Origin of the sequence: Roseomonas gilardii subsp. gilardii (genome assembly GCF_023078375.1) — a bacterium.
Taxonomy (GTDB): Bacteria; Pseudomonadota; Alphaproteobacteria; order Acetobacterales; family Acetobacteraceae; genus Roseomonas; species Roseomonas gilardii.
In genome coordinates this window covers 731,111-753,768 of record NZ_CP095554.1, presented here as the reverse complement: position 1 = coordinate 753,768, position 22,658 = coordinate 731,111, and the positions used below count along the sequence as shown (strand labels likewise).

Annotated in this window: 18 protein-coding genes; 11 read left to right on the top strand and 7 right to left on the bottom strand. The window is 71.2% G+C overall.

Features of this window, described 5'->3' with window-relative positions; genetic code table 11:
• Nucleotides 1-2: 2 nt before the first annotated feature.
• Together MVG78_RS03530 and metW are read right to left on the bottom strand one after the other, a co-directional pair.
• The gene (locus tag MVG78_RS03530) at nt 3-1,250 is read right to left on the bottom strand and encodes a glycoside hydrolase family 99 protein (protein WP_247558239.1); all 1,248 of its coding nucleotides are present in this window, start codon (nt 1,248-1,250) and stop codon (nt 3-5) included.
• A gap of 77 nt (nt 1,251-1,327) precedes the next feature.
• On the bottom strand, nt 1,328-1,942 hold the full coding sequence (gene metW, locus MVG78_RS03525) for a methionine biosynthesis protein MetW (protein WP_247560287.1): 615 nt from the start codon (nt 1,940-1,942) through the stop codon (nt 1,328-1,330).
• A 257-nt stretch (nt 1,943-2,199) separates the two neighbouring features.
• Between metW and MVG78_RS03520 the strand changes: the two genes are divergently transcribed.
• The 5 genes from MVG78_RS03520 (at nt 2,200) to metX (ending at nt 7,870) form a co-directional block, all read left to right on the top strand.
• Nucleotides 2,200-2,466, top strand: coding sequence for a hypothetical protein (locus MVG78_RS03520; RefSeq protein ID WP_247558237.1), 267 nt, complete (start codon nt 2,200-2,202; stop codon nt 2,464-2,466).
• Complete coding sequence (locus tag MVG78_RS03515; RefSeq protein ID WP_247558235.1) at nt 2,463-3,101, top strand: Maf family protein; 639 nt, start codon at nt 2,463-2,465, stop codon at nt 3,099-3,101. The genes MVG78_RS03520 and MVG78_RS03515 overlap by 4 nt, the downstream gene beginning before the upstream one ends.
• Before the next feature lie 129 nt (nt 3,102-3,230).
• A complete protein-coding gene (locus tag MVG78_RS03510) occupies nt 3,231-4,892 on the top strand; it encodes a Na/Pi cotransporter family protein (protein ID WP_247558234.1) in 1,662 nt (553 codons plus the stop codon).
• A gap of 162 nt (nt 4,893-5,054) precedes the next feature.
• Nucleotides 5,055-6,275, top strand: a complete 1,221-nt coding sequence (locus MVG78_RS03505) for a YeeE/YedE family protein (protein WP_247558232.1) — start codon at nt 5,055-5,057, stop codon at nt 6,273-6,275.
• 440 nt (nt 6,276-6,715) lie between these two features.
• A complete protein-coding gene (metX, locus tag MVG78_RS03500) occupies nt 6,716-7,870 on the top strand; it encodes a homoserine O-acetyltransferase MetX (RefSeq protein ID WP_345892854.1) in 1,155 nt (384 codons plus the stop codon).
• Between the two features lie 387 nt (nt 7,871-8,257).
• Here the strand turns inward: metX and MVG78_RS03495 are convergent, their stop codons facing one another.
• On the bottom strand, nt 8,258-9,154 hold the full coding sequence (locus MVG78_RS03495) for a pyruvate, water dikinase regulatory protein (RefSeq protein WP_247558230.1): 897 nt from the start codon (nt 9,152-9,154) through the stop codon (nt 8,258-8,260).
• A 315-nt stretch (nt 9,155-9,469) separates the two neighbouring features.
• Here MVG78_RS03495 and hemE point away from each other — a divergent pair, with 315 nt between their 5' ends.
• Genes hemE through MVG78_RS03475 form a run of 4 tightly spaced genes read left to right on the top strand, consistent with a single transcriptional unit; the run spans nt 9,470 to nt 14,254 of the window.
• Nucleotides 9,470-10,519: a uroporphyrinogen decarboxylase gene (gene hemE / locus MVG78_RS03490; RefSeq protein WP_247558228.1), complete on the top strand. Its 1,050-nt coding sequence runs from the start codon at nt 9,470-9,472 to the stop codon at nt 10,517-10,519.
• Nucleotides 10,519-12,192 carry a DUF4118 domain-containing protein gene (locus MVG78_RS03485; protein ID WP_247558226.1) on the top strand — a complete coding sequence of 558 codons (1,674 nt, stop codon included), beginning with the start codon at nt 10,519-10,521 and terminating at the stop codon, nt 12,190-12,192. Before hemE ends, MVG78_RS03485 begins: the two co-directional genes overlap by 1 nt.
• 13 nt (nt 12,193-12,205) lie before the next feature.
• Complete coding sequence (locus MVG78_RS03480; protein ID WP_247558224.1) at nt 12,206-13,255, top strand: trypsin-like peptidase domain-containing protein; 1,050 nt, start codon at nt 12,206-12,208, stop codon at nt 13,253-13,255.
• Between the two features lie 6 nt (nt 13,256-13,261).
• The gene (locus MVG78_RS03475) at nt 13,262-14,254 is read left to right on the top strand and encodes a hydroxyacid dehydrogenase (RefSeq protein WP_247558222.1); all 993 of its coding nucleotides are present in this window, start codon (nt 13,262-13,264) and stop codon (nt 14,252-14,254) included.
• Nucleotides 14,255-14,490: 236 nt separating this feature from the next.
• Here MVG78_RS03475 and efeO read toward each other — a convergent pair whose 3' ends face one another.
• The 4 genes from efeO to MVG78_RS03455 form a co-directional block, all read right to left on the bottom strand.
• The gene (gene efeO, locus MVG78_RS03470) at nt 14,491-15,354 is read right to left on the bottom strand and encodes an iron uptake system protein EfeO (RefSeq protein ID WP_282615045.1); all 864 of its coding nucleotides are present in this window, start codon (nt 15,352-15,354) and stop codon (nt 14,491-14,493) included.
• A 42-nt stretch (nt 15,355-15,396) separates the two neighbouring features.
• Nucleotides 15,397-16,656 (bottom strand): iron uptake transporter deferrochelatase/peroxidase subunit, encoded by a 1,260-nt coding sequence (efeB, locus tag MVG78_RS03465; RefSeq protein WP_247558221.1) that lies wholly within the window; start codon nt 16,654-16,656, stop codon nt 15,397-15,399.
• Between the two features lie 33 nt (nt 16,657-16,689).
• Entirely contained in the window at nt 16,690-18,567 is a 1,878-nt protein-coding gene (gene efeU / locus MVG78_RS03460) for an iron uptake transporter permease EfeU (protein ID WP_247558219.1), read from the bottom strand.
• Between the two features lie 180 nt (nt 18,568-18,747).
• Nucleotides 18,748-19,824, bottom strand: a complete 1,077-nt coding sequence (locus MVG78_RS03455) for a hypothetical protein (protein ID WP_247558217.1) — start codon at nt 19,822-19,824, stop codon at nt 18,748-18,750.
• A 350-nt stretch (nt 19,825-20,174) separates the two neighbouring features.
• Between MVG78_RS03455 and MVG78_RS03450 the strand changes: the two genes are divergently transcribed.
• Both MVG78_RS03450 and MVG78_RS03445 read left to right on the top strand, forming a co-directional pair.
• Entirely contained in the window at nt 20,175-21,122 is a 948-nt protein-coding gene (locus tag MVG78_RS03450; RefSeq protein WP_247558215.1) for an MYG1 family protein, read from the top strand.
• A gap of 356 nt (nt 21,123-21,478) precedes the next feature.
• Nucleotides 21,479-22,447, top strand: a complete 969-nt coding sequence (locus tag MVG78_RS03445; protein WP_247558213.1) for an IS110 family RNA-guided transposase — start codon at nt 21,479-21,481, stop codon at nt 22,445-22,447.
• Nucleotides 22,448-22,658 lie beyond the last annotated feature (211 nt).

Sequence of the window (22,658 nt, the reverse complement as noted above, 5' to 3'; positions counted from 1 at the left end):
TTTCATGGCGAGGGCGGCAACAGCCCCGCCTGCAGCCCCCGCGCCACCTGCCCCGCCAGCCGCAGATAGCCGTCCGCCGGCAGGTCGCAGCCATCGGCGTCGCGCGACAGGAAAGCTGCCGCCCCCGGCGGGTGCGGCACGTCCCGCAGATAGGGCAGGATGGCCGTCCCCTCGTCGAACTCGTCGAGATTGGCCGTCTGCATCATCCGCACCCCCGCGCCGATCAGGTTCCGCGCCTGATGCCAGTAGAACCGGCCGCAGCGGCGCGGGATCTGGTTCAGCGGGCCGGAACGCCCGTCATGCCGCTTCAGGTTGGTGGCGGAGAAGCCGGGCCAGGCCACGGGCAGGTAGCCGATGCCCAGGCGCCGCGTTTCCGCGAGGTCGGGCAGGACATGGCTGCGCAGGAACTCGTCCGCCCCGGCCTCGTCCCCATAGGCGCCGACCGGCCAGGGGCTGATGATGTCGAAGCTGCGATAGACCGCCGCCCATTCCGGCTCCCGCCGGGAGGCACCGGTCAGCGTCCGCCAGTCCACCGCCACGCCCCCCATCAGCGTCAGCGGCCCTGTGGCGTGCAGCCCTTCCATCAGCGCCTTCGCATGCGCCGCGTCGAAGCCGATCCCCACCGTGCCCAGGCCGAAGAGGCTGACCACGGGGCGGCCCCGATGGTGCTGCCAGGACGGCCGGTCGAGCATCCCGGCGGCGCGCATCCGGCGGAGATCCTCCACCACCTCGCGATAGCGCTCCTGCGGAAAGCCGGTGAGGTCATAGACGATGAAGACCTGCCCGTCCTGCGAGGCGGCGGCCTCCAGCGCCAGGTCCAGGGTGCGGTCGGCCATGCCCTGCAAGGGCGTGCCCAGCGCGTTGGCGAAGCGGGCGAGCAGCATGCTGTGCAGCCCGTGCTGCCGCATCCAGCGGAAATGCGTCTCCAGCGTCGCGCGCCGCTGCGCCGAATAGACCCGCATCGGCGCTCCCGTGGCGTCGCGCAGCGGCGTGTCGCAGAGCGCCTCGGCGGGCATGCCGGACACATCGGGCCAGAGGTCGAAACTCGGCTCCAGCCCGCCGCCGCGACGGGGCGCGAACCAGTGGAACCACCCTCCCCCCGGAGCCTCCCCCGGACAGGCGAACCAGCCCTGGTAGCCGACGATCATGCGGCCATCGAGACCCTCGGCCCGCGCCGGCACCAGGGCCGGCACAGCCGCGAGCAGGCCCAGCCAGCCGGCGAGCAGCAGGCCCCGGCGGAACCGGGTCATCACGGTCCTCATGGCATCCCCTCCCACACCCTCCGGAGAGGACAGGAGCAGGGAGGGAAGATCAACCGGAAGTGGAGTTACCGGGGCGGCGTGTCCGCCCGGCGCAGCACGAAGAGCGCCTGCTCGCCGAACAGGTTCGCCAGCCGCAGGCTGCGCCGCCAGGGTGCCTGGAGCCCGTGCTCGTCCACCGCCAGCCACTGCTCCACGATATAGCCCTCCATCTCGCAAAGGGCGATGAAGTCCAGCATGGTGCAGGGGTGGATGTTCGGCGTCTCGTACCAGGGCCGGTTCCAGGTCTCGGTATCCGGCATCCGGCCGGTGACCAGCAGCTTCCAGCGCAGCAGCCAGTGCCCGAAATTGGGGAAGGAGACCACGGCGCGGCTGCCGATGCGCAGCATCTGCGCCAGCACCTCGCGCGGCCGTTCCACCGCCTGGAAGGTGCGGGACAGCACCACATAGTCGAAGGCCCGGTCGGGATAGAAGGCGAGGTCGGTATCCGCGTCGCCATGGATCACGGCGAGGCCCTGCCCCACCGCCCGCGCCACCTCGGCCATGTCGATCTCGATGCCGCGCGCATCCGCCCGCTTCTCGCGCGTCAGATGGTCGAGCAGCGCGCCGTCGCCGCAGCCGATATCGAGGACCCTGGCACCCTCCGGGATCATCTCCGCGATCAGGCGCAGGTCGAGGCGCATGTTCTTGGCGACGAAGCGGACCGGCGGCACGTTATCGGGCAAGGCGTCCCATCCCAGAAACCAGATCGCGGAAGACGGATCGGGACCGGATGTAGGGCAGATCGGGGCCGGAGTCACATGCCGGAACACGGGTCCCGGCCCCCGGCCCGGCATCGGGGAAGCTCGGCGCGCCTGGAGCTTTTGCCCATCCGCGCCGTTCTTTCCGGGACGCGCCATGCCGAGGCGGGCGCGGACCCGACAGCGAAAGGAAACGGCCGATGTCCGACCCGATCACGCCGAACCAGCCGAGCCCGGCCACTCCGGACAACCCGTCCGCCCCGCCCGCCACGCCGGAGGTGCCGCAGCCCCCCGCCACGCCGCCCTCGGCGCCGCCAACGCCGGGGCCGGGACCAGGACCGGGACCGGGTGTGCCGGAGATCACGCCGGACACCGCGCCCGAGATCGCCCCGGGCGCACCGCCGGAGGTGACGCCGCCCTCGCCATCGCCTATCCCTCCCAGCGTCAACCCCACGGCACGCCTTTGATCCAGACCGAGAACCCCGCCATCGTCCTGGCCAGCGCCTCGGCCTCCCGCACCGCCCTGCTGCGGGCGGCCGGGCTGCGCTTCGAGGCGGTGGCCGCCGCCGTGGACGAGGAAAGCATCAAGCTGAGCTGCCAAGCCGAGGGCATCCCGCCCGGCGAGGCGGCGATGCTGCTGGCCGAGGCCAAGGCCCGCCGCGTCGCCGAGAGGCTGGCGCGGCAGGGTGCGCCGGACGTGCTGGTGATCGGCGGCGACCAGCTCCTCACCTGCCGGACGGAGGAAGGGGAGCGCTGGTTCGACAAGCCGCGCGGCCTGGGCGAGGTCCGCACCCATCTGGAAACGCTGCGGAACCGCGAGCACCGGCTGCACACGGCGGTGCTGTGCTGGCGCAACGGGGTCCGGATCTGGCAGCACCTGGCCGTGCCGCGCCTGACCATGCGGGATTTCTCGGACGCCTTCCTCGATGCCTATGTGGCGGAGGAAGGGGCACAGGCCATGGCCTCGGTCGGCGCCTACCGGCTCGAAGGGCCGGGCATCCAGCTCTTCCGCAAGGTGGAGGGCGAGCACAGCGCCATCCTCGGCCTGCCGCTCCTGCCCCTGCTCGACTTCCTCCGGCAGCACGGCGTGCTGGGGCGCTAAAGCACCCTCCCGGGACGGTCCTGCGGCCCGGGTTGGAAACCCGGCCCCCTCCTGTCATCGTTCTGTCATCTTGCGCCGTGAGACGATGCGTCCCCCGGCCCCGAGAGCCAGGGAGGTGAAAGACAGGGATTGTACGGACTGAGCCTGATGATCCAGCTCGCCGGCGAGGCGGCCCTCCTGCTCTATGGGCTGAGCCTCGTGCAGCGGGGGATCGATCGCGCCTATGGTGCCCAGCTCCGCGAAGGACTGGGCCGCGCCCTGGGAGACCGCTGGCGGGCCTTCGCCGCCGGGCTGCTCGCCACCACCGCACTGCAATCCTCCACCGCCGCGGGGCTGATGGTGGGCGGGCTGCACGCCGCCGGGGCGCTGGGGCTGGTGCCGGCGCTGGGCGCCATGCTGGGGGCCAATGTCGGCACGGCGCTGATCGCGCAGGTTCTGTCCTTCGATCTCCGCCCTGTCTTCCCACTGGTCATCCTGCTCGGCTGGATGGCATTCAGGCGCGGCAAGAAGGCGCGCACCCGCGATCTCGGCCGGGCCGCGATCGGGCTCGGCCTGATGCTCTGCGCCCTGTTCCTGCTGCTCTCCTCCATGCAGCCGGTGGAACATTCGGTAGGCCTGCGCCAGCTCCTGCACCTGCTGGAGGGCGCCCCGCCCGCCGCCGCCCTGCTGGCCGCGCTCCTGGCCTGGGCGACGCATTCCTCGCTGGCCGCCGTGCTGCTGGTGGGCTCGCTCGCCTCCACCGGCGTCATCGGGGCCGGAACGGCGGTGGCCATGGTCGCCGGCGCCAATCTGGGCGGGGCGGTGCCGCCGCTCCTGGCCGCGCGCCATGGCGCGCGGGGCGGCGGGACGGACCCCGCCGGCCTGCGCCTGCCGGTGGGCAACCTGCTGAACCGCCTCGCCGGGGCGGCCCTGGTGCTGGCGCTGCTGCCACAGGTCACCGCCCTGCTCTCCGCCGCGCCGGGCCGGCTGGTGGCGGATGCGCATCTCGGCTTCAACCTCGTGATGGCGGTGCTGTTCCTGCCGCTGCTGGACCCGCTGTCGAAGCTGCTGCGCCGGCTGCTCCCGGACCTGCCGCCGGAGCGCAACCCCAGCGCGCCGCGCTACCTCGACGAAGGGGCGCTCGCCACGCCGTCCGTCGCCCTGGCCAATGCGTCGCGGGAGGTGCTGCGCATGGCCGACACGCTGGAAACCATGCTGCGCGATTCCGGCGAGGCGCTGCGCCGCGCCGACCGGGACGAGGCCCGGGCGGTGGGGCGGCTGGACGATGTGCTGGACCGGCTGCACGGCGCCATCCACGCCTATCTGAGCCGCCTGCCGCAGGAGGACCTGCCGGAGACGGAGGCCCGGCGCCTCGCCGAGATCCGGGCCTTCGCCATCTCGCTGGAACATGCGGGCGACGCCGTCTCGCGCAACCTGTCCAAGCACGCCGCCCGCCGGGCCCGCCGTGGCATCCCGCTCTCGCCGGAGGACCTGCAGGTGCTGGAACAGCAGAACGACCGCCTGCTGGCGCAGCTCCGCCTCGCCGTCGCGGTCTTCATGCTGGAGGATACGGAAGCGGCGCGCCAACTGGTGCGGGAGAAGGAGGCCTGGCGCTCGGCGGAGCGGGAGGCGACGGACCATCTCGTGGAAACCAGCCCCACGGGTTCCGCCGCGGCGAGCCTGGTGCTGGACGTGACGCGCGACCTCAAGCGCATCGGCGCGCATCTGGCCGGCATCGCCTATCCGCTGCTGGAACGTCAGGGCGAGCTGCGTTCCACCCGGCTCCGCGCCCCGCCGGTGGTGGCGGAATAGGCGCGCGGCCGGACCGGCCGCGTCGCGTGCTCCGCGCATCTCTCATGTCCCGCGCGGGCCGGAACGGCGTGGAACCACGCTTTTGCTTCGCTTATATGGCGGAAAGTACCATTCAGGCACGTTCTTGGGTGGTTCGACGCCCCCATTTCGCGGAACTCCCGAATGTCCGCCACGACCCTGGCCTCCCCCGCCGCCCTTGGCATCCAGAGGCCGGCCGCCCTCCTCGCCGGCGCCGCGCTGATCCTCGGTGCCCTGGTGATCGGACAGGCCGTCAGCCCCTACCAGGCCCTGCTCTACCTGCTGGGCGCCGCGATGGGGCTGGTGCTCTACCATGCCGCCTTCGGCTTCACCTCCGCCTGGCGGGTCTTCATCGCCGACCGGCGTGGCGAGGGGCTGCGTGCCCAGATGGTCATGCTGGCCCTGGCGACGGTGCTGTTCTTCCCCGTCCTGGCCTCCGGCAGCCTGTTCGGCCAGCCGGTCACCGGGCTCGTCTCGCCAGCCGGCACCTCGGTGGTGGTGGGCGCCTTCCTCTTCGGCATCGGCATGCAGATGGGGGGCGGCTGCGCCTCCGGCACGCTCTACACGGTGGGCGGCGGCTCCACGCGCATGCTGATCACCCTGGCGGCCTTCATCGCCGGCTCCGCGATCGGCGCGGCGCATCTCCACTGGTGGGCGGCGCTGCCCAGCCTGCCGCGCCTCTCCATCGTCCAGCTCTGGGGCCCCTGGGCCGCCATGGCGGTGCAGCTCGCGGCCTTCGCCGTCATCGCCGCCGTGACCGTGGTGCTGGAGCGGCGGCGCCACGGCGTCCTGGCCGCCCGTCCGGCCTCGCCGCGCCAGGGACTGGCCCGCTTCACCCGCGGCCCCTGGCCCCTGCTGGCGGGGGCGGTGGCCCTGGCCCTGCTGAACTTCGCCACGCTGGCCCTGGCCGGGCGGCCCTGGGGCATCACCTCGGCCTTCGCGCTCTGGGGCTCCAAGGCGGCGCTCGCCCTGGGCTTCGATGTCGATGCCTGGCCCTTCTGGTCCACGCCCGCCGCCCAGGCGCAGTTGCACGGCAGCGTGCTGGCCGATGTCACCTCGGTGATGGATTTCGGCATCATCCTGGGCGCCCTGCTCGCGGCCGCCCTGGCCGGCCGCTTCGCCCCCGTCTGGCGCGTGCCGCTGCGCTCCGCCCTGGCGGCGATCCTGGGCGGGCTGCTGCTCGGCTATGGCGCGCGCCTCGCCTATGGCTGCAACATCGGCGCCTATTTCTCCGGCATCGCCTCCGGCAGCCTCCATGGCTGGGTCTGGCTCGCGGCCGCCTTCGCCGGAAACATCCTCGGCACCCGCCTGCGGCCCCTCTTCGGGCTGGAGGTCGAGCGGACACCACGTCTCACCGGGTGCTGAAAGGCAGGCGCTTCCTGGCTGGCCCCGGGGGACAAGGCTCCGCCTTTTCCCCCGGACCCCCTTTTCCGCCAGGACGCTGCGCGCCCTGGACCCCATTCGTTGGCATTTGCTGTGGCCGGATCGCGCCGGAGAGCTTGGCTCTCCGGCGACTGCCAGTGCCGCCAGTGCGGACACGGTGTTGTTTTTCTTTTCGGGCGCCCCGCCGGTCCACCTGCGCCCAGGGACCGGGCCGGGAAACAGCGCCCACCACCGGAGCCAGCGAAAGCCCGGGGTCCGGGGACCGGCTCCGGTCCTGATCATGGTCATGGGCGGAGTGGGAGTCCGGCGGGAGAGGCGGCGCCTCTCCCCCGGGGCCGGCCACGAAGCGTCACACCGCCCATTTCCGCGATGGGCACCGGCCTCCATTTCGTGATCCCTCGATCTGGTCTAATCCATCGGCCGTGAGCGATACCCTGGCACCTCTCCCGAGCGTGGAACACCAGCGCGCCGTCTTCGCGGACGGGCTGGCCCTGGATTGCGGCATGACCATCGCGCCCATGGCGGTGGCCTATCGCACCTATGGCCGGCTGAACGCCGATGCCTCCAACGCGATCCTGATCTGCCATGCCCTGACTGGCGACCAGTATGTGGCCGAGCCGCATCCGGTGACCGGCCGCGACGGCTGGTGGAAGGGCGTGGTCGGGCCGGGCGATGCGATCGACACGGACCGCTTCTTCGTCATCTGCGCCAATGTGCTGGGCGGCTGCATGGGCTCCACCGGCCCGCGGGAGGAGATGACGGATGCCGAGGGGCGCGGGCTCGGCCGGCCCTGGGGCACGGATTTCCCCGTCATCACCATCCGCGACATGGTGCGGGCGCAGGCCAGGCTGGTCGAGCATCTGGGGATCACGCGCCTGCTGGCCGTGGTCGGCGGCTCCATGGGTGGGATGCAGGCGCTGGAATGGGCGGCGACCTTCCCGGACCGCGTCTTCGCCTGCGTGGCCATCGCCACCGCCGCGCATCATTCGGCGCAGAACATCGCCTTCGACGAGGTGGGCCGCGCCGCCATCCATTCCGATCCGGACTGGAAGGGCGGCCGCTACTGGGAGGATGGCCGGATCCCGGCGCGCGGCCTGAGCGTGGCGCGCATGGTGGCCCACATCACCTATCTGTCCGAGGCCGCGCTGGCCCGGAAGTTCGGCCGCCGCCTCCAGGGCGCCAAGGCGCTGACCTTCCTGGAGGACGTGTTCCAGGTGGAAAGCTATCTGCGGCACCAGGGCTCGACCTTCGTGCGCCGCTTCGACGCCAATTCCTACCTGACCATCACCCGGGCGATGGACTACTTCGACCTCTCGGCGGAACATGGCGGGGACCTGTCCCTGGCCTTCCAGGGCACGCGGACGCGCTTCCTCCTCACCTCCTTCTCCTCCGACTGGCTTTTCCCGACCGAGGAATCGCGCGAGATCGTGCGGGCACTGAACAAGGCGGCGGCCAATGTCTCCTTTCTGGAGATCGCCTCCGACAAGGGACACGACGCCTTCCTGCTGGACGAGCCGGAATTCCGGCACACCCTGCGCGGCTTCCTGCGCGGCGCGGCGGAACAGCTCGGCGTCTGACACGAAGGGCCTTCGCGGCCCGGACTTCGATGTCGCTTTCATGGCCACCTGCCCGGGGGCAAGGCGCTGCCTCGCCCCCGAGACCCCCACTCCGCCGGGGACCGAAGCCGGTCCCCGGACCCCGGGCTTTCGCTGGCGCTGGTGGCTGCTGTCAGCCTGACGCCTGATCCCTGAGAGCAGGTGGACCGGCGGGGCGCCCGAAAAGAAAAACAACACCGTGTCCGCACTGGCGGCACTGGCAGTCGCCGGAGAGCATGGCTCTCCGGCGCGATCCGGCCACAGCAAATGCCAACGAATGGGGTCCAGGGCCCGCAGGGTCCTGGCGGAGTGGGGGTTTGGGGGCGAGGCGGAGCCTTGCCCCCAAGGACAGCGTGACCCGAAACCCGATCAGCCGGCCGGCCGGCCCATGACCTCCGCCGCCGGGTCCTGTGGCTTGTAGGGCGCCGCGGCGCGGGCCCGGCGGAGGTGCCAGGCCTCGATGAGCTGCACCACCGTGGCCGCGGTTTCCTCGATGGAGCGGCGGGTGACGTCGATCACCGGCCAGCCGCGGGAGGTGCAGAGCCGGCGTGCCGCCAGGATCTCGGCCTTCACCGCCTCCTGGTCCACGTAATCCGTGCTGTCCTGCCGCACCCCGGCCCCGCCGATCAGCTTGAGGCGGTGGCGGCGGATCTCGATCAGCGAATGCACGTCGATGGTCAGGCCGATCACCGGGCAGGGCGGATCGTTCAGCTCCTCCGGCAGGGGGGCGCCGGGGACGATGGGGACGTTGGCGGCCTTGATGCCCCGGTTGGCGAGGTAGAAGCAGGTCGGGGTCTTGGAGGAGCGGGAAACGCCCACGAGGCAGACATCGGCCTCGTGGATACCGGCCGTGCCCTGCCCGTCATCATGCGCCAGCACGTAGTGCATGGCGTCGATGCGGCGGAAATAGTCGGCATCCAGCACATGCTGGGCGGCCCGCTTCTCCCGCGCATGCTCACCGATCTCGGTCTGGAGGAGCTCCAGCGTCTGGTCCAGCACGGAAAGGCTGCGCACCCCCAGCCGGCCGCAGAACTCCTCCAGGCTGTGCCGGATGGAGCGGTCGGCGATGGTGAAGAGCACCGGCCCGGGCTCGGCCTGGATGCCTTCCAGCACCTGTTCGAGCTGGAAGCGGGACCGGACCAGGAACCAGCGGTGCTGGATGCAATGGGGGTCCTCGAACCGCGCCAGGGTGGCGCGGGCCATGGAGGCCAGCGTCTCGCCGGTGCTGTCGGAAATCAGGTGGAGGTTGATGGCGCGGGTGGACATGGGCCCCACTGTGAAACGGTGGAGGAAAGCGGGGAAGATGGTGCATCCGGGGGAAAACTCCCCTCCCTGACTCATAGGCGGGGAGAGTCGGGGATGACGAGTCACATCCCGTCCCACTCGGGATGGCTGAGTCACAGGCCCGGTGTGACTCAGGGACTGAGTCAGCGACTCGCCCTGACTCGCCGAGTCACCCCGACTCAGGCTCTGTGGAAAACTCCGGCATGAGTCTGTGGATGCCCTGCGTCCCCTTTATCCACAGGCCCTACAGACCACCTCATCTCTTCTCTGACTCTTATTTTCGAGTGAGAAGGGACCATGGACATGCCGGACAAGCCCTTCCTTCGAGCCCTGGCCGGCGAGGCCGTCTGGCCGCCGCCGCTCTGGCTGATGCGCCAGGCCGGCCGCTATCTGCCCGAGTACCGGGAGGTCCGGGCGCTGGCCGGGGATTTCGTGAGTCTCTGCACCAACCCGGAACTGGCGACCGAGGTGACTCTCCAGCCGCTCCGGCGCTACGGCTTCGATGCCGCCATCCTGTTCAGCGACATCCTGATGGTGCCCTGGGCGCTGGGCCAGCCCCTGCGCTTCGCCGAGGGCGAAGGCCCCCTGCTGGAGCCGCTGCGCGATGCCGAGGCGATCGCCGGATTGCGGCTGGAAGGGTTCCTGGACCGGGCCCGGCCTATTTTCGAGACGGTCTCCCTGCTCAGTGCCACGCTGGCGGTGCAGCACCAGCGCACCGCCCTGATCGGCTTCGCCGGGGCACCCTGGACGGTGGCCTGCTACATGGTGGAGGGCCGCGGCGGCGGCGAGTTCGCGCATGCCCGCCGCATGGCCTTCGGTGATCCGCTGCTGTTCGGGCGGCTCATCCGCACCCTGACCGAGGCGACGGCGGAATACCTGCTGGCCCAGGTCCGGGCCGGGGCCGAGGTGCTGATGCTGTTCGACAGCTGGGCCGGACTGCTGCCGCCCTCCCAGTTCCGCCGCTGGGTGATCGAGCCCACGGGCGAGCTGGTGCGCCGCCTGCGCAAGCACCTGCCCACCGGCTTCCCGATCATCGGCTTCCCCCGCATGGCCGGCCCGATGCTGGCTGAATACGCCACCCGGACGGGGGTGCAGGCGGTCGGGATGGACACGGCCATGGACCCGCGCTGGGCAGCGGCCAACCTGCCACCGGGCCTGGCGCTGCAGGGCAATCTCGACCCGCAGGCCCTGGTCGCGGGCGGCGCGGCGCTGGAGGCGGAGGCACGCTCCCTGATGGCGGCGATGCGCGGGCGCCCCTTCATCTTCAACCTGGGGCACGGGATCGTGCCGCAAACCCCGCCGGAGAACGTGGCCGCCCTGGTGCGCATGGTACGCGCCGCCGTCTGATGGCCGAACGGCTCCTCTTCCTGGAGCGCTGGCGTCGCCAGCCCCTGCTGGTCTGGGGAACCGGACTGCTGCTCGTCGCGGCCGGGCTGGGGCTGCGGCTGGCACTGGACGGCATCATGGCGCCGGGGAGCTATCCGCTCGTCACCTTCCTGCCGGCGGTGCTGACCACGGCCATGATGGGCGGTTTCTGGCCGGGCCTGATGGCCACGGTCCTGTCCTGCCTGGTGTCCTGGTTCTTCCTGCTGGACCCGGAGGACAGCTTCGGGCCGCTGGATGTCCAGCACACGGTGGGCCTGACCCTGTTCTTCGCCATCTCCCTGCTGAACAGCGTCCTCGCCGAGATGCTGCACCGGAGCCTGGGGACCATGCGGGTGGCGCGGCTGAAGGCCGAGGTGCTGGCGGCGGAGATGGAGCGCCGCGTGGCCGAGCGCACGCGGGCCCTGGAGGCGGAGCAGCAGGACAGGCGGCGCGCCGAGGAGGCGCTCGCCCAGGTGCGGCACATGGAATCCCTGGGCCGGCTGACCGGCGGAATCGCGCATGACTTCAACAACCTGCTGACCGTGGTGATCGGCCAGACGGACCGGATCATCGCCGCCACGCCCGATGAGCGGCTGCGCGGCATGGCGCGGCTGGCCCGCCGGGCGGCCGAGCGCGGGGCGGACCTGACGCGCCAGCTCCTGGCCTTTTCGCGCCGGCAGGTGCTGCGGCCGCGCACCCTGGACATGGCGCAGGTCCTGCCGCCGCTGCGGGAGCTGATCGCGCGCACCATCGGCGAGCCGATCGCCGTGACAGCGGAAGCGGCGCCCGGACTCTGGCCGGTGCGGGCCGACCCGGCGCAGTTCGAGAACGCGATCCTGAACCTCGCCATCAATGCCCGCGACGCCATGCCGGCGGGCGGCTCGCTGCGGCTGCGGGCCGCCAACCTGCCGCTCGATGCCGCCCGGGCGCGGGAGCTCCGTCTGGAACCCGGCAACTACGTGGCGCTGCAGGTGACGGATACGGGGCATGGCATGGACGGGACGACCCTCGCCCATGCCTTCGAGCCGTTCTTCACGACCAAGCCGGTCGGGAGCGGCAGCGGGCTGGGCCTGGCGCAGGCCTATGGCTTCGTGCGCCAGTCCGGCGGCTCCATCACCATCGAGAGCCTGCCCGGACGCGGCACCAGCCTGACCCTCTATCTGCCATGGGCGGACGGAACGGAGGCGGCAGAGGAGGAAAGCCCGCCCCGGGCCGGGGAGCGGGAGCCCGCCGCATCCCTCCACCCCTGCTGGAGCGGGCGCAGTGTGCTGCTCGTCGAGGACCAGCCGGACCTGCGCCGGCTGATGGAGGAGACCCTGCGCGAGGCCGGGTTGCGGGTGCAGGCCGCCGCCGACGGTGCCGGCGCGCTGGAGGCCCTGCGCGCCTCCCTTCCCGACCTGCTGCTGGCCGATGTCGCCCTGCCCGGCGGCGTCAGCGGGACCGAGCTGGCGCGCTACCTCTGCGGCCGCCATCCGGGGGCCCGCGTGCTGCTGATGTCGGGCCTCCAGGATCGTGACGTGGAGGACACGGGCTTCCCCTTCCTCCGCAAGCCTTTCGGCCGTGATGAACTACTCAAGGTTGTTTCTATTGTCTTGAATGACGCATTGCGGGAAAGTCCGGCCGATGGGAATGTTTCCGCCACGCGAGCCGATTGACCGCCCCGGCGGCGTGGATGACACCCTGGCCGCCATGCGCAACACCCTGCTCCTTTCCCTGGCGGCACTGGCCCTTCTCCTTTCCCCCGCCGCCGCCCAGATGGGCTCCGGGACGGGCCCCGAGGCCGGTGCCCCCTTCCGCATCGTCAACCGCACCGGGGCGGAGGCCACGCAGCTCTTCGCCGTGCGGTCCGGCCGCGCCGACTGGGGCGGCAACCTGCTGAAAGGGCCACTGGCGCCCGAGGCCGCCTACACGCTGCGCCCCGCCGCCACGGCGGGCTGCCGCTTCGACATCCGGCTGGTGGCGTCCGACGGCCGGGAAGCGGTCCAGCGCGGGCAGGATATCTGCGGCGGCGACCGCACCGTCATCCTGTCGTCCCTCGCCCGGCCCACGGCCCCGACCGCGCCCGAGGCGCAGCCGAAGCCCGGCGTGCGGGCTTCCTCCGGCACCGGCTTCCTGGTGGCGCGGGAACGGGTGATGACCAACCGCCATGTCATCAACGGATGCGACCGCGTGCTGGTGCGGGCGCCCGATGGCCGCAGCTTCGCCGCGGTGCCGCCGGCCAAGGTGGATGCGAAGCTGGATCTCGCGCTGATCGCCGTGCCGGGGCTGGACGGCCCGCCCATCCGCTTCCGCACGGAGCCGGTGCGGCGGGGGGATGGCGTCGTCGCCTATGGCTTCCCGCTGACCGGCCTGCTCTCCTCCGACCCCAAGCTGACGCGCGGCGAGGTCAACGGGCTGAACGGCCTGGGCAACGATCCGAACCAGTTCCAGATCAGCGCGCCGGTGCAGCCGGGCAATTCCGGCGGCCCGCTGCTCGACATGCGGGGCGAGCTGCTGGGCGTCGTGGTCTCCAAGCTGAATGCCGAGGTCGTGGCCAAGCGCACCGGCGACATCGCGCAGAACATCAACTTCGCCGTGAAGGGGGAACGCGCCGCCGCCTTCCTCCAGGCGTCCGGCATCGAGCCCCTGCGTGGCGAGGGCGGCCCCGACCGCAGCGTCGCGGATGTGGGCGAGATCGCCAACCGTTCCACCGTCTTCATCCGTTGCGAGAAAGGCTGAGGCCAGATGCCCCATGTGCTGATCATGCGCCCGATCCACGACGATGCCATCGCGCTGCTGGAAGCGGCGCCGGGCGTCACCGTGGAGGTCGTCCACAAGCTGACGAAGGAGGCCATGGACGTGGCGCTGCCGCGCGCCAACGGCATCATCGTCCGCACCAACGTGGTCGATGGCGCCATGGCGGCACAGGCGCCGGGGCTGAAGATCGTGGCCCGCCACGGCGTGGGCTACGATCTGATCGACATCCCCGGCATGACCGAACGCGGCGTGGTGGTCACCATCACGCCCGAGGCCAATGCCGGCAGCGTGGCCGAGCACACGATGATGCTGATGCTCGCCTGCGCCCGCCGCACGGTGCAGTACGATGCCCGGGTGCGCGACCTGAACTGGGGCGTGGTGCCGGAACTGCCGACGCATGACATCGCCGGGCGCACCGTGCTGATCCTGGGCTTCGGCCGCATCGGCACGCGCGTGGCGCGGCTCTGCGCCGCCTTCGGCCTGAATGTCCTGGTCTATGACCCCTTCATCCCCGTCGGCACCATCCGTGGCTCGGGCTACGAGGCGGTGGTGGACCTGAAGGCCGGGCTGGCCGTGGCGGATATCGTCACGCTGCATTGCCCCTCCTCTGCCGAGACGCGGGGCCTAGTGAATGCCGACTTCCTCGGCGCCATGAAGCGCGGCGCCTTCTTCATCAATGCCGCGCGCGGCAAGCTGGTGGAGGAAGCGGCCCTGGCCGAGGCACTGCGCAGCGGCCAGGTCGCCATGGCCGGCCTCGACGTGCTCTATGACGAACCCGTCTCGGCCGCCAATGCGCTGCTGGACGCGCCGAACTGCATCTTCTCGCCCCACACGGCCGCCAGCAGCCAGGAAGGCACCCGCCGCATGGCCATGTCGGCGGCCCAGAGCGTGCTCGACTGCTTCAACAACCGCCTGCCCGCCGACGTCATCGTCAACCCCGAGGCCCTGCAGCGCCGCCCGGCCCTGGCGGTCGCGGGCTGAGTTGATCGGGCCTTTGGACCGGGAGGCTCTGCCTCCCGGACCCTCCGCTCAGGGGGATAGTATCCCCCCGAGACCCCGCCATGAGCGCTCCGCGAGGAGGGGGATCGGGATGCCGGTCGCCATTGGTACGACGGCGGCCATCACCCCCTCCTCGCGGAGCGCTCATAGGGTTCCAAGGGACTAACGTCCCTTGGCGGGGTGTCCAGAGGGGCAGAGCCCCTCTGGCCCCGGCCTGATCACCCCAGACCGAGCGTACCGCGAAGGCGGGAGAGGTCCTCGGCCAGGGTGGTGATGGGGGCCTGGAGGGCGTTGCGGTCGGCGGGGGTGAGCTTCTCGTAGTTCTCGAAGCCGCCATCCTTGGTGCGGTACTTGGCCAGGATGGCTTCCACCTGCCTGAAGTTGGCATCGACCTTGGACAGCAGGGCGGGGTCGGCCTTCTTCAACTGGGGCGTCAGTAGTTCCACGATCTTGCGGGCGCCTTCGACATTGGCGTTGAAGTCCCAGAGATCGGTGCCGCTGTAGCGGTCCTCTTCGCCGGAAATCTTGGTCGCGGCCACTTCCTCGATCAGCGTCGCGGCGCCGCCCACCACCTTCTCCGGCGGGGTGGTCAGGCCACGGATGCGGGTCTCCAGCTCCTGCACATCGGCGAGCAGCTTGTCGGCGATGGGGGCGAGGCCCTCGGTCGAGTTCTTCGCGAAGAGCCCGTATTCCAGGCGGTGGAAGCCGGTGAAGCCCGCGTCCTTCTCGCCTTCGTCATGGTCGTCGGCGCGGGAATCGATGCTCTTGTCGAGATCGTCGAAAAGCTCCGCGATCGGCTCGATGCGCTCGTAATGCACCCGCGTCGGCGCATAGAGGGCTCGGGCCTTGGCGAGGTCGCCGGCCTTGATCGCATCGGTGAAGCTGCGCGTCTGCCGCACGAGCTGCCGGACCTCGCCCAGCACATAGATCTTGTACTGCGCGATCGGCTCGGCGAGGTCGAGCGGCGAGGCCGGTGCCGCCGCCTGTGCGAAGCGTGTCAGGCCGGGCATGGCCAGGGGAAGCGCCAGCGCCGTGGCCGTGGCGAGAAGGCGGCGCCGGGTGAGGTCGGCGATGGTTGGCATGGGTCTGGCGTCCTCGTGCTGGATGAAGGAGGGATGGGGGCGTCAGGCGGCTTCGATCAGCCCCTGGCCGAGATACCGACCGGGGGCCGGCACGCCGGGCAGGGCGAAGAAGTACCCGCCGCCGGTGGGCTTGATGTACTCCTCCAGCGGCTCGCCGTTCAGGCGCTCCTGCACGGCGATGAAGCCGCGCCGGAGGTTGCGCTGGAAGCAGATGAAGAGCAGCCCCATGTCGAGCTGCCCGGCGCGCGTGACCCCGCGGTCGTAGTTGAAGGGCCGCCGCAGGATCAGGCTGTCCGCCGTGTCCGGGGTGCGGGGATTGGCCAGCCGGATATGGGCATCGAGGGGGATGCGCTGCCCCTCGGGATCGGCGGCGTAGTCGGGGATGTCGTGCTCCCGCTCCATGCCGAGCGGCGCGCCCTCCCGCTTGTCGCGGCCGAAGATCTGCTGCTGCTCCTGGAGCGGGGTGCGGTCCCAGCGTTCCACGAAGTTCCGGATGATCCGCACCACCTGGTAGCTGCCGCCCCGGGCCCAGGCGGGTTCACCATCCTCCGCCCCCACCCAGACATGACGCTCCATCAGCCCCGCGTCGGTAGGGTCGAGATTGGCGATGCCGTCCTTGAAGCCCAGCAGGTTGCGGGGCGTCTGGCGGGTGGCCTTGCCATCGGCGGCGGGCGGCAGCGTGCCGTCGAGCCTCCAGCGCAGGCGCAGCAGGTCCGGCGTGACCTTGATGATGTCGCGCAGCGCGTGGATCGTGCTCTGGGGGGTATTGGCGCAGAACTGCAGCAGCAGGTCGCCATGGCACCAGTCGCGTTCCAGCGCGTCATTGGGAAAGCGGCGCATCGTTTCGAGATGGGCGGGCTTCAGCGCGGCGAGGCCATAGCGCCCATCGAAGAGCGAGGCCCCCACCGCCACGGTAACAGTCAGCCCGTCCGGGACGATCACCGGCCCGAGGATGCCGGAATCCGCCGGCGGGAAGCGCGGATCGGCCTCCGGCGGTGTGCCCCCGGCCATCAGGAAGGCGATCCGCCCGGTCAGCAGGCGGAAGAGCCGGTCCAGCCCCGCCCGGTCGGTCGCCAGGACATCGAAGGCAGCGACCATGCCGGCGGCGGGCGGCGGGTTGAGGATGCCCGGCTGGTTCGGGCCGTGGAAGGCGATGGCCTGCCGCGCCTCGGCCGCATCGCGTCCCGGCGGCTCCTGCATCAGGGGCGCCGCCGCGGCCGTGGTCGCGAGGCCGGCGCCGCCCGCCAGGCCCAGCAGCAGGCCGCGCCGCCCGGCGGCGAAGGGGCAGGAATTCCGTGTCATGCCGGTTCCGCCCGGCCTGCGTGGAAGGGCATGCTAGTTGGCCTCCAGTTGCCGGCCCAGCCTGTCGAGATCCGCGGCCAGGACGGGAAAGGCGCTCCTGTCCCCTTCTCCCGCCGCCTTGAGCGAGCGGTCGAGCCGGGACTGGAGCTCCGGGTCCAGGCGGGTGCCAAGCGGCCGCAGCAGGGAGACGACGCGCCCGACGCCATCCAGCATGGCGGGCGTGGCGGGTTCCTTCTCCTGCAACAGCCGTGACGCTCCCTCCGCCATGGCCGCGGGAGTGATCCGGGCCTCGCTGATCCGGTCGGCCAGCCCTTCGCTGTCCGACCGCAGGCGCGCCAATGTTTCACGTGGGACAGCGCCATGGCCCGATCCGGCATCCGGTATCAGGGCCGACAGGCGGGCGAGGCCATCCGTCACCGAGGCCAGATCCGTCCCGGCCCCGGGCAGGAGCTGGAGGGCGGGCAGGATCTGGTCGCGGGCCTGGCCTGCCTCGGCGAGGAGACGCATGGCCTGAGCCGCGTCGCCCTTCTCCAGAGCATCGTCCAGATCCTCCACGGCTTCCTTCAGGGTCATGGCCTGGAGGGTGACATGGACCTTGTACTCGGCCATGGGGGCCAGCAGGTCGCGCGGCTCCGGGCGCCAGGGCGTGGCGGCAGCAGCCGGCAGGACGGTCAGCCTGCCACGTGGATTGCTGATGCGGCCGCAGGTGATGGCATAGGTGCCGGGCTCCAGACGGGCCGTCAGGCCCTGGGTCAGGCCAGGGGCGATGTTCTCCCGCTCCTCCAGCACCATCACGCCATCCAGGATCTCCCATTCCAGAACGCGTTCGCTGCGGTTGACGATCCGGAAGACGGTGCGCCCGGCGGGCACGGTGAGTTCGCCGGGGTCACAGCCCCGCTCCGTGATGGCCACGGTGACGCTGCTCGCCTCCCCTGCGCCGGCCTCGCGGCGCTCCAGCCGCAGCGCGGTGGCACCCAGGCCCAGCACCGCCAGGACCAGCAGGGCCAGGAGGCCCAGCGCGGGCCGGAGGCGAGGCGGCGCCGGCGCTTCGCCCGCCGTCACCTTCTGCCGCCCCGGCGAGGCCAAGGCGGGGGCAGCAGGGGCGGCGCCAGCAGGGACCGGCCGCAGGAAGAGCGGCAGGGTGATGGCGAGGAAGGCCAGATAGACCAGCACCTCCCCCAGGGCCGGGCGATCGCTGTAGCCGAAAATCCCCGCCAGCACCGATCCCGCGACGCCATCGGCGGGCAGGATATCGCTAAGGTCGAAGACCGTGGCCTGGAGCCCGTTCCACAGCCCGGCCTCGTGCAGCGCGCGCAGCGACCCCGCCAGGAGTCCGGCCGCCACCAGCAGGATCAGCACGCCGCTCCACCGGAAGAAGCGCCGCAGGTCCAGCCGCAGCCCGCCCCAGGTGATGGCGGCGCCCACCACGACGGCAAGCAGCAGCCCGGCCAGGGCGCCGATGGGCGCGGCCAGTCCCGGGCTCTGCCGCATGACGGCGAGCAGGAAGACCGCCGCCTCCAGCCCCTCCCGCGCCACCGCCAGAAAGACCATGGCCAGAAGCGCGAGGCCCCGCCTCTCCCCCATCAGCGCGGTATCGATGCGGTCCTGCATCTCCGCCTTCACCGACCGGGCGGCCCGCTTCATCCAGAAGACCATGGCAGTGAGCATGCCGACGGCGGCCAGCCCCACCACGGCTTCGAAGATCTCCTGCCCGCGCTGCGGGAATTCGGTGCTCAGCAGTTCCAGGGCAAGGCCGGCCCCGAGGCTGACCAGCACGCCGGCTCCGATCCCCAGCCAGACCAGGGGCAGCCACTCCCGGCGCCCGGTGCGGCCGAGATAGCCGGCGATGAGGCCGATGATCAGGGCGGCTTCCAGCCCTTCCCGGAACATGATGAGGAACGGAACAAGCATGGTCGTGTGGTCGGACCCGGCAAAATGGAATCGGCGCCTCTGCGAGGCAGAGGCCTCGCAGAGGCAGGGGGAAGCATGGGAAGGCGTGACCTGCCAGGCTCGGTGTCGCCGGATTATGCCATGATAAGAATGCAATTCATTATCATGTACAGATTTTAATCTTCACGGCCCCCCGCGAACTCAGACCCGCAGGCGGTTGGTCGGAACGATCCGCTTCCAGGCAGGCAGGAAACGGCGCCAGAGCAGCGCATCGTGCTGGCGCTCCGGCAGGCCGGCGGCGATCCGCGCGATCTGCCCACGGCTGAGCGGCGAGCGCTCGCAGAAGAAGGGCGTCGGCGTGACGCGGGAGAAGTAGCCGTAATAGAGGGCCGAACGGTCGCCACGCACCGGCGGCCGGCCGCGATGATAGTTCTCCGCCGTCTCCGCGATCACCACCGTGCCACGGCGGCCGGTGCAGGTGCGGATCGCCTTTTCCATGTTCCCCGGGCCGATCCGGCGCTCCAGCTCCGCCTGAGGCAGGAGGGCGGCCTGCCCAGGCCCGCCCAGGGCGTCGCGGAAACAGGGGCGGACGATCTCGAAGGGGCCATCCTGGGGGCCGACATCGCTGATATAGACGGCGATCTTCAGCATGCGCCGGTCCTCGCGGTCGCGGTGCCAGATGCGCGGCCCGGCCTCGCGCCCATCGGCGGGGCTGTAGAAGTGGTCCGGCCCATCATAGGCCACGGGAAGGCCCAGATAGTTCTCCACCAGGTCCAGTAGCCGCGTGCCAAGCCCCCATTCCAGGATCGCCGGGAAGTCCAGCAGATCCTGCGCCGTGGCGGTGATGGTGTGGCGATGCGCGTGGTCGGGATGGTGGCGCCGTGCCGCGAGCCGTTCGGTCAGGGATGTGGCGCTGGCCAGCATCGCCGCCGTGCCCGGCAGCCCCAGCTCCTCCAGCGAGGTGACACAGACGCCGTCCCGCAGCAGGCTCCGGAGGAGGGCCGCATCCGGCGCGGTCAGCGTGGGAAGATAAGGCAGATGGGCGGTCCGTGCCCTGGCCAGCGCCCCCTCCACGAAGCGGTCGGGCCAGGGCAGGCGCAGGGCACGGGCGGCGAGGCCGGAGGGCAGGCTGAGGCCGTGCTGCCAGCCCTTGCCTAGCCACCGGCGGAACCGGCTGTGACCCCAGGGGCGGGAAAGCCGGGACTGTGCTGCGCCGATGGAAACAGGGTTGGCGGCTGGATTCGGGAAGGCATGGCTAGGGCTCTGGACGAAACCCATTCTGGCAACCCCTGGTTGAATTTTTTGACGCAGGACTGTGCCTGATGCTATAAACCGCCTCTCATGCAGATCAATATCCAGATTTTTTAACAAATTTCGTACATTTGCGAAAGAATCGAGAGAAGCTCTGGGAAAACGGCACGCGGCCTGTTTCGGACCGCCGTCACTTTCCCGCGACATGCCGGTGGAGGGCCGCCCGGACCCATTCCAGGGCTTCCGGCTGGTGAGCCCAGGACACGCCGTGGCGGCAGGACCCCATCCCGAAGCGGTCCGCAGGGCGTTTCCCCGGCATGGCCGGAAAGACGGATCGACCCCTGCCGCGGCTGATCCAGGGCGGCTACAGAGCCCGCATGTCCGAACCCCGCCTCCCCCTCCTCGTCACCCATAGCGGCAGCTTCCATTGCGACGAGGCCTTCGCCTATGTCGCGCTGCGCCTCGCCCTGGGGTTGCATGCCCCTGGGCGGGACCATGTCCTGCTGCGCACCCGCGACGCCGATCGCATCACCGGCGGCGATGTGGTCTGGGATGTGGGGCTGGTCCATGACGTGGCGACGCAGCGCTTCGACCACCACCAGCGCGGTGCCCCGACGCGCCCGGACGGCACACCCTTCAGCTCCGCCGGGCTGGTCTGGCAGACGCATGGGGAAGCGGCGGTGCGCGCCCTGCTGCGGCCGGAGGATGCCGGTTTCGCCACGGCCATCGCGGCGGACCTCGACGCCTCCATGGTCCGCTTCATCGACGAGGTGGACAACGGCGTCGCCACCTCGCGCGGCAGCATGGATCTCGCCAGCCTGGTCGGCGACTGCAACCTGGCCTGGGACGCGCCGGGTGCGGAGGATCAGGCCGCCGAGGACGCCGCCTTCCTGGAGGCCGTCGCCCTGGTCGAGGCGGTGCTGCGCCGCCGGGTGGAGGCCCAGCGCGCGCGCCTGGTCGCCGATGCCCAGGTCGTGGCGGCGCACACCGCCTCGGCCGACCGGCGCATCCTGGAACTCAGTCGCCGCATGCCCTGGAAGAGCGCCGTCTTCCAGCATGACCTGCCGGTGCTCTACGCCATCTATCCGGTGAACAACGGCAACTGGATGGTGGACACCATGCCGCCCGAGCCGAAATCCTTCGCCCAGCGCCTCCCCCTCCCCGAATCCTGGGCCGGCCTGCAGGACAAGGACCTCGCCGAGGCTTCCGGCGTGCCCGATGCCGTCTTCGTCCACGTCCGACGCTTCATCGGCGCTGCCCGCTCCCGTGCCGGCGCCCTCGCCATGGCCCGCCGCGCCGTGCTCCTCGGAATGCCGGATGTCTGATGCAGGTGGCGGTCTTTCCTGACCGCCCCGGCTGGTGCGTGTTCCGGCGTGGCGCGTTTCGGCCCGCCCCGGGGGAGAGGCCCTGCCCCTCGCCCCGGCCCCCCTTATCCGCCAGGACGCCCAAGGGTCCCATGGGGCGCCCTTGCATCTTGGGTGATGCGTCCAGGAGACTGGGCGTGCGCCCGGTACCCCGATGAGCCCTTGGGTCCGAGCCCGTGGTCCAGCGCGGGGGCCGGGCGCCTTGTCCCGCAAAGCCCGAACAGTCGCCTGGGGCGCGCGGTCCTTTGCCGTGGCTCCGCCACGGCAAGGTCTCCTGTGACCCCGCATGCAAGGACGGGCCGCTCCGGAGAACGCCCATGGACGCCAGCGCGCCCCTTTTTGTCGGCATCGACGTCGCCAAGGCCCGCTTCGATGCCTGTTTTCATCGCCCGGGCGCCGCCCCGCGGGAGCGGGTGCAGCGCCTGACCCTGCCCGGCAACCCCCAGGGCTATGGCAAGCTGCTCGATGCCCTGCTCCAGGCCGCGCCCACGCGTATCGTGATCGAGGCCAGCGGCGGCCACGAGGCCACCCTGGTGGCCCTGCTGCACGAGGCCGGCCTGCCGGTGGTGCGCGTCAATCCGCGCCAGACCCGCGACTTCGCCCGCGCCCTGGGCCGGCTGGCCAAGACCGACCGGCTCGATGCCGAGATCCTGGCCCTCTTTGCCGAGCGCGTCCGCCCCGAGCCGCGCCCGCTGCCCGACGAGGCCACCCGCGCGCTGGCCGAACTCGTCGCCCGCCGCCGCCAGCTCGTCGGGATGATCCGCGCCGAGCAGGCCCGCCTGACCACCGCCCGCGCCAGGCCCCTGCGCGCCCGCCTCGAGGCCCATCTCGCCTGGCTGCGCCACGAGCTGAGCGGCACCGACAGCGAACTCGCCCAGCTCGTCCGCGACACCCCCGCCTGGGACGACCGCGCCCGCCTGCTCGAGAGCGTGCCCGGCATCGGCCCCACCACCGCCCGCACCCTGCTCGCCGAACTGCCCGAACTCGGCCAGCTCGACCGCCACCGCATCGCCTCCCTCGTCGGCGTCGCCCCCTTCAACCGCGACAGCGGCTGCCTGCGCGGCACACGCCATATCCGCGGCGGACGCGCCAGCCTGCGCGCCACCCTCTACATGGCCGCCCTCGTCGCCAGCCGTTTCAACCCCACCCTGCGCCGCACCTACCAGCGCATGCTCGCCGCCGGCAAACCCACAAAGCTCGCCCTCACCGCCCTCATCCGACGCCTCCTCACCATCCTCAACGCCATCGCCAGGTCCAACACTCCCTGGAACAGCCTTCACGCTTGACTTCCAAGACAGTCGCTGGACCCGGTTCGCTGGCACTCGCGGGCACCGCCAGCGCGGATGGGGTATTTCTGTTCTTTTGAGAACCCTACCGACCCGCTTGCTCCCCGGGATCGGGCCGCATGCCGACCTTGCCACCCGGCGCCAACGAAAGGCGGAGCCTGGGGAGATACGATCTCCCCAGCGGAGGGGGTTCCGGGGACAGGCAGAGCCT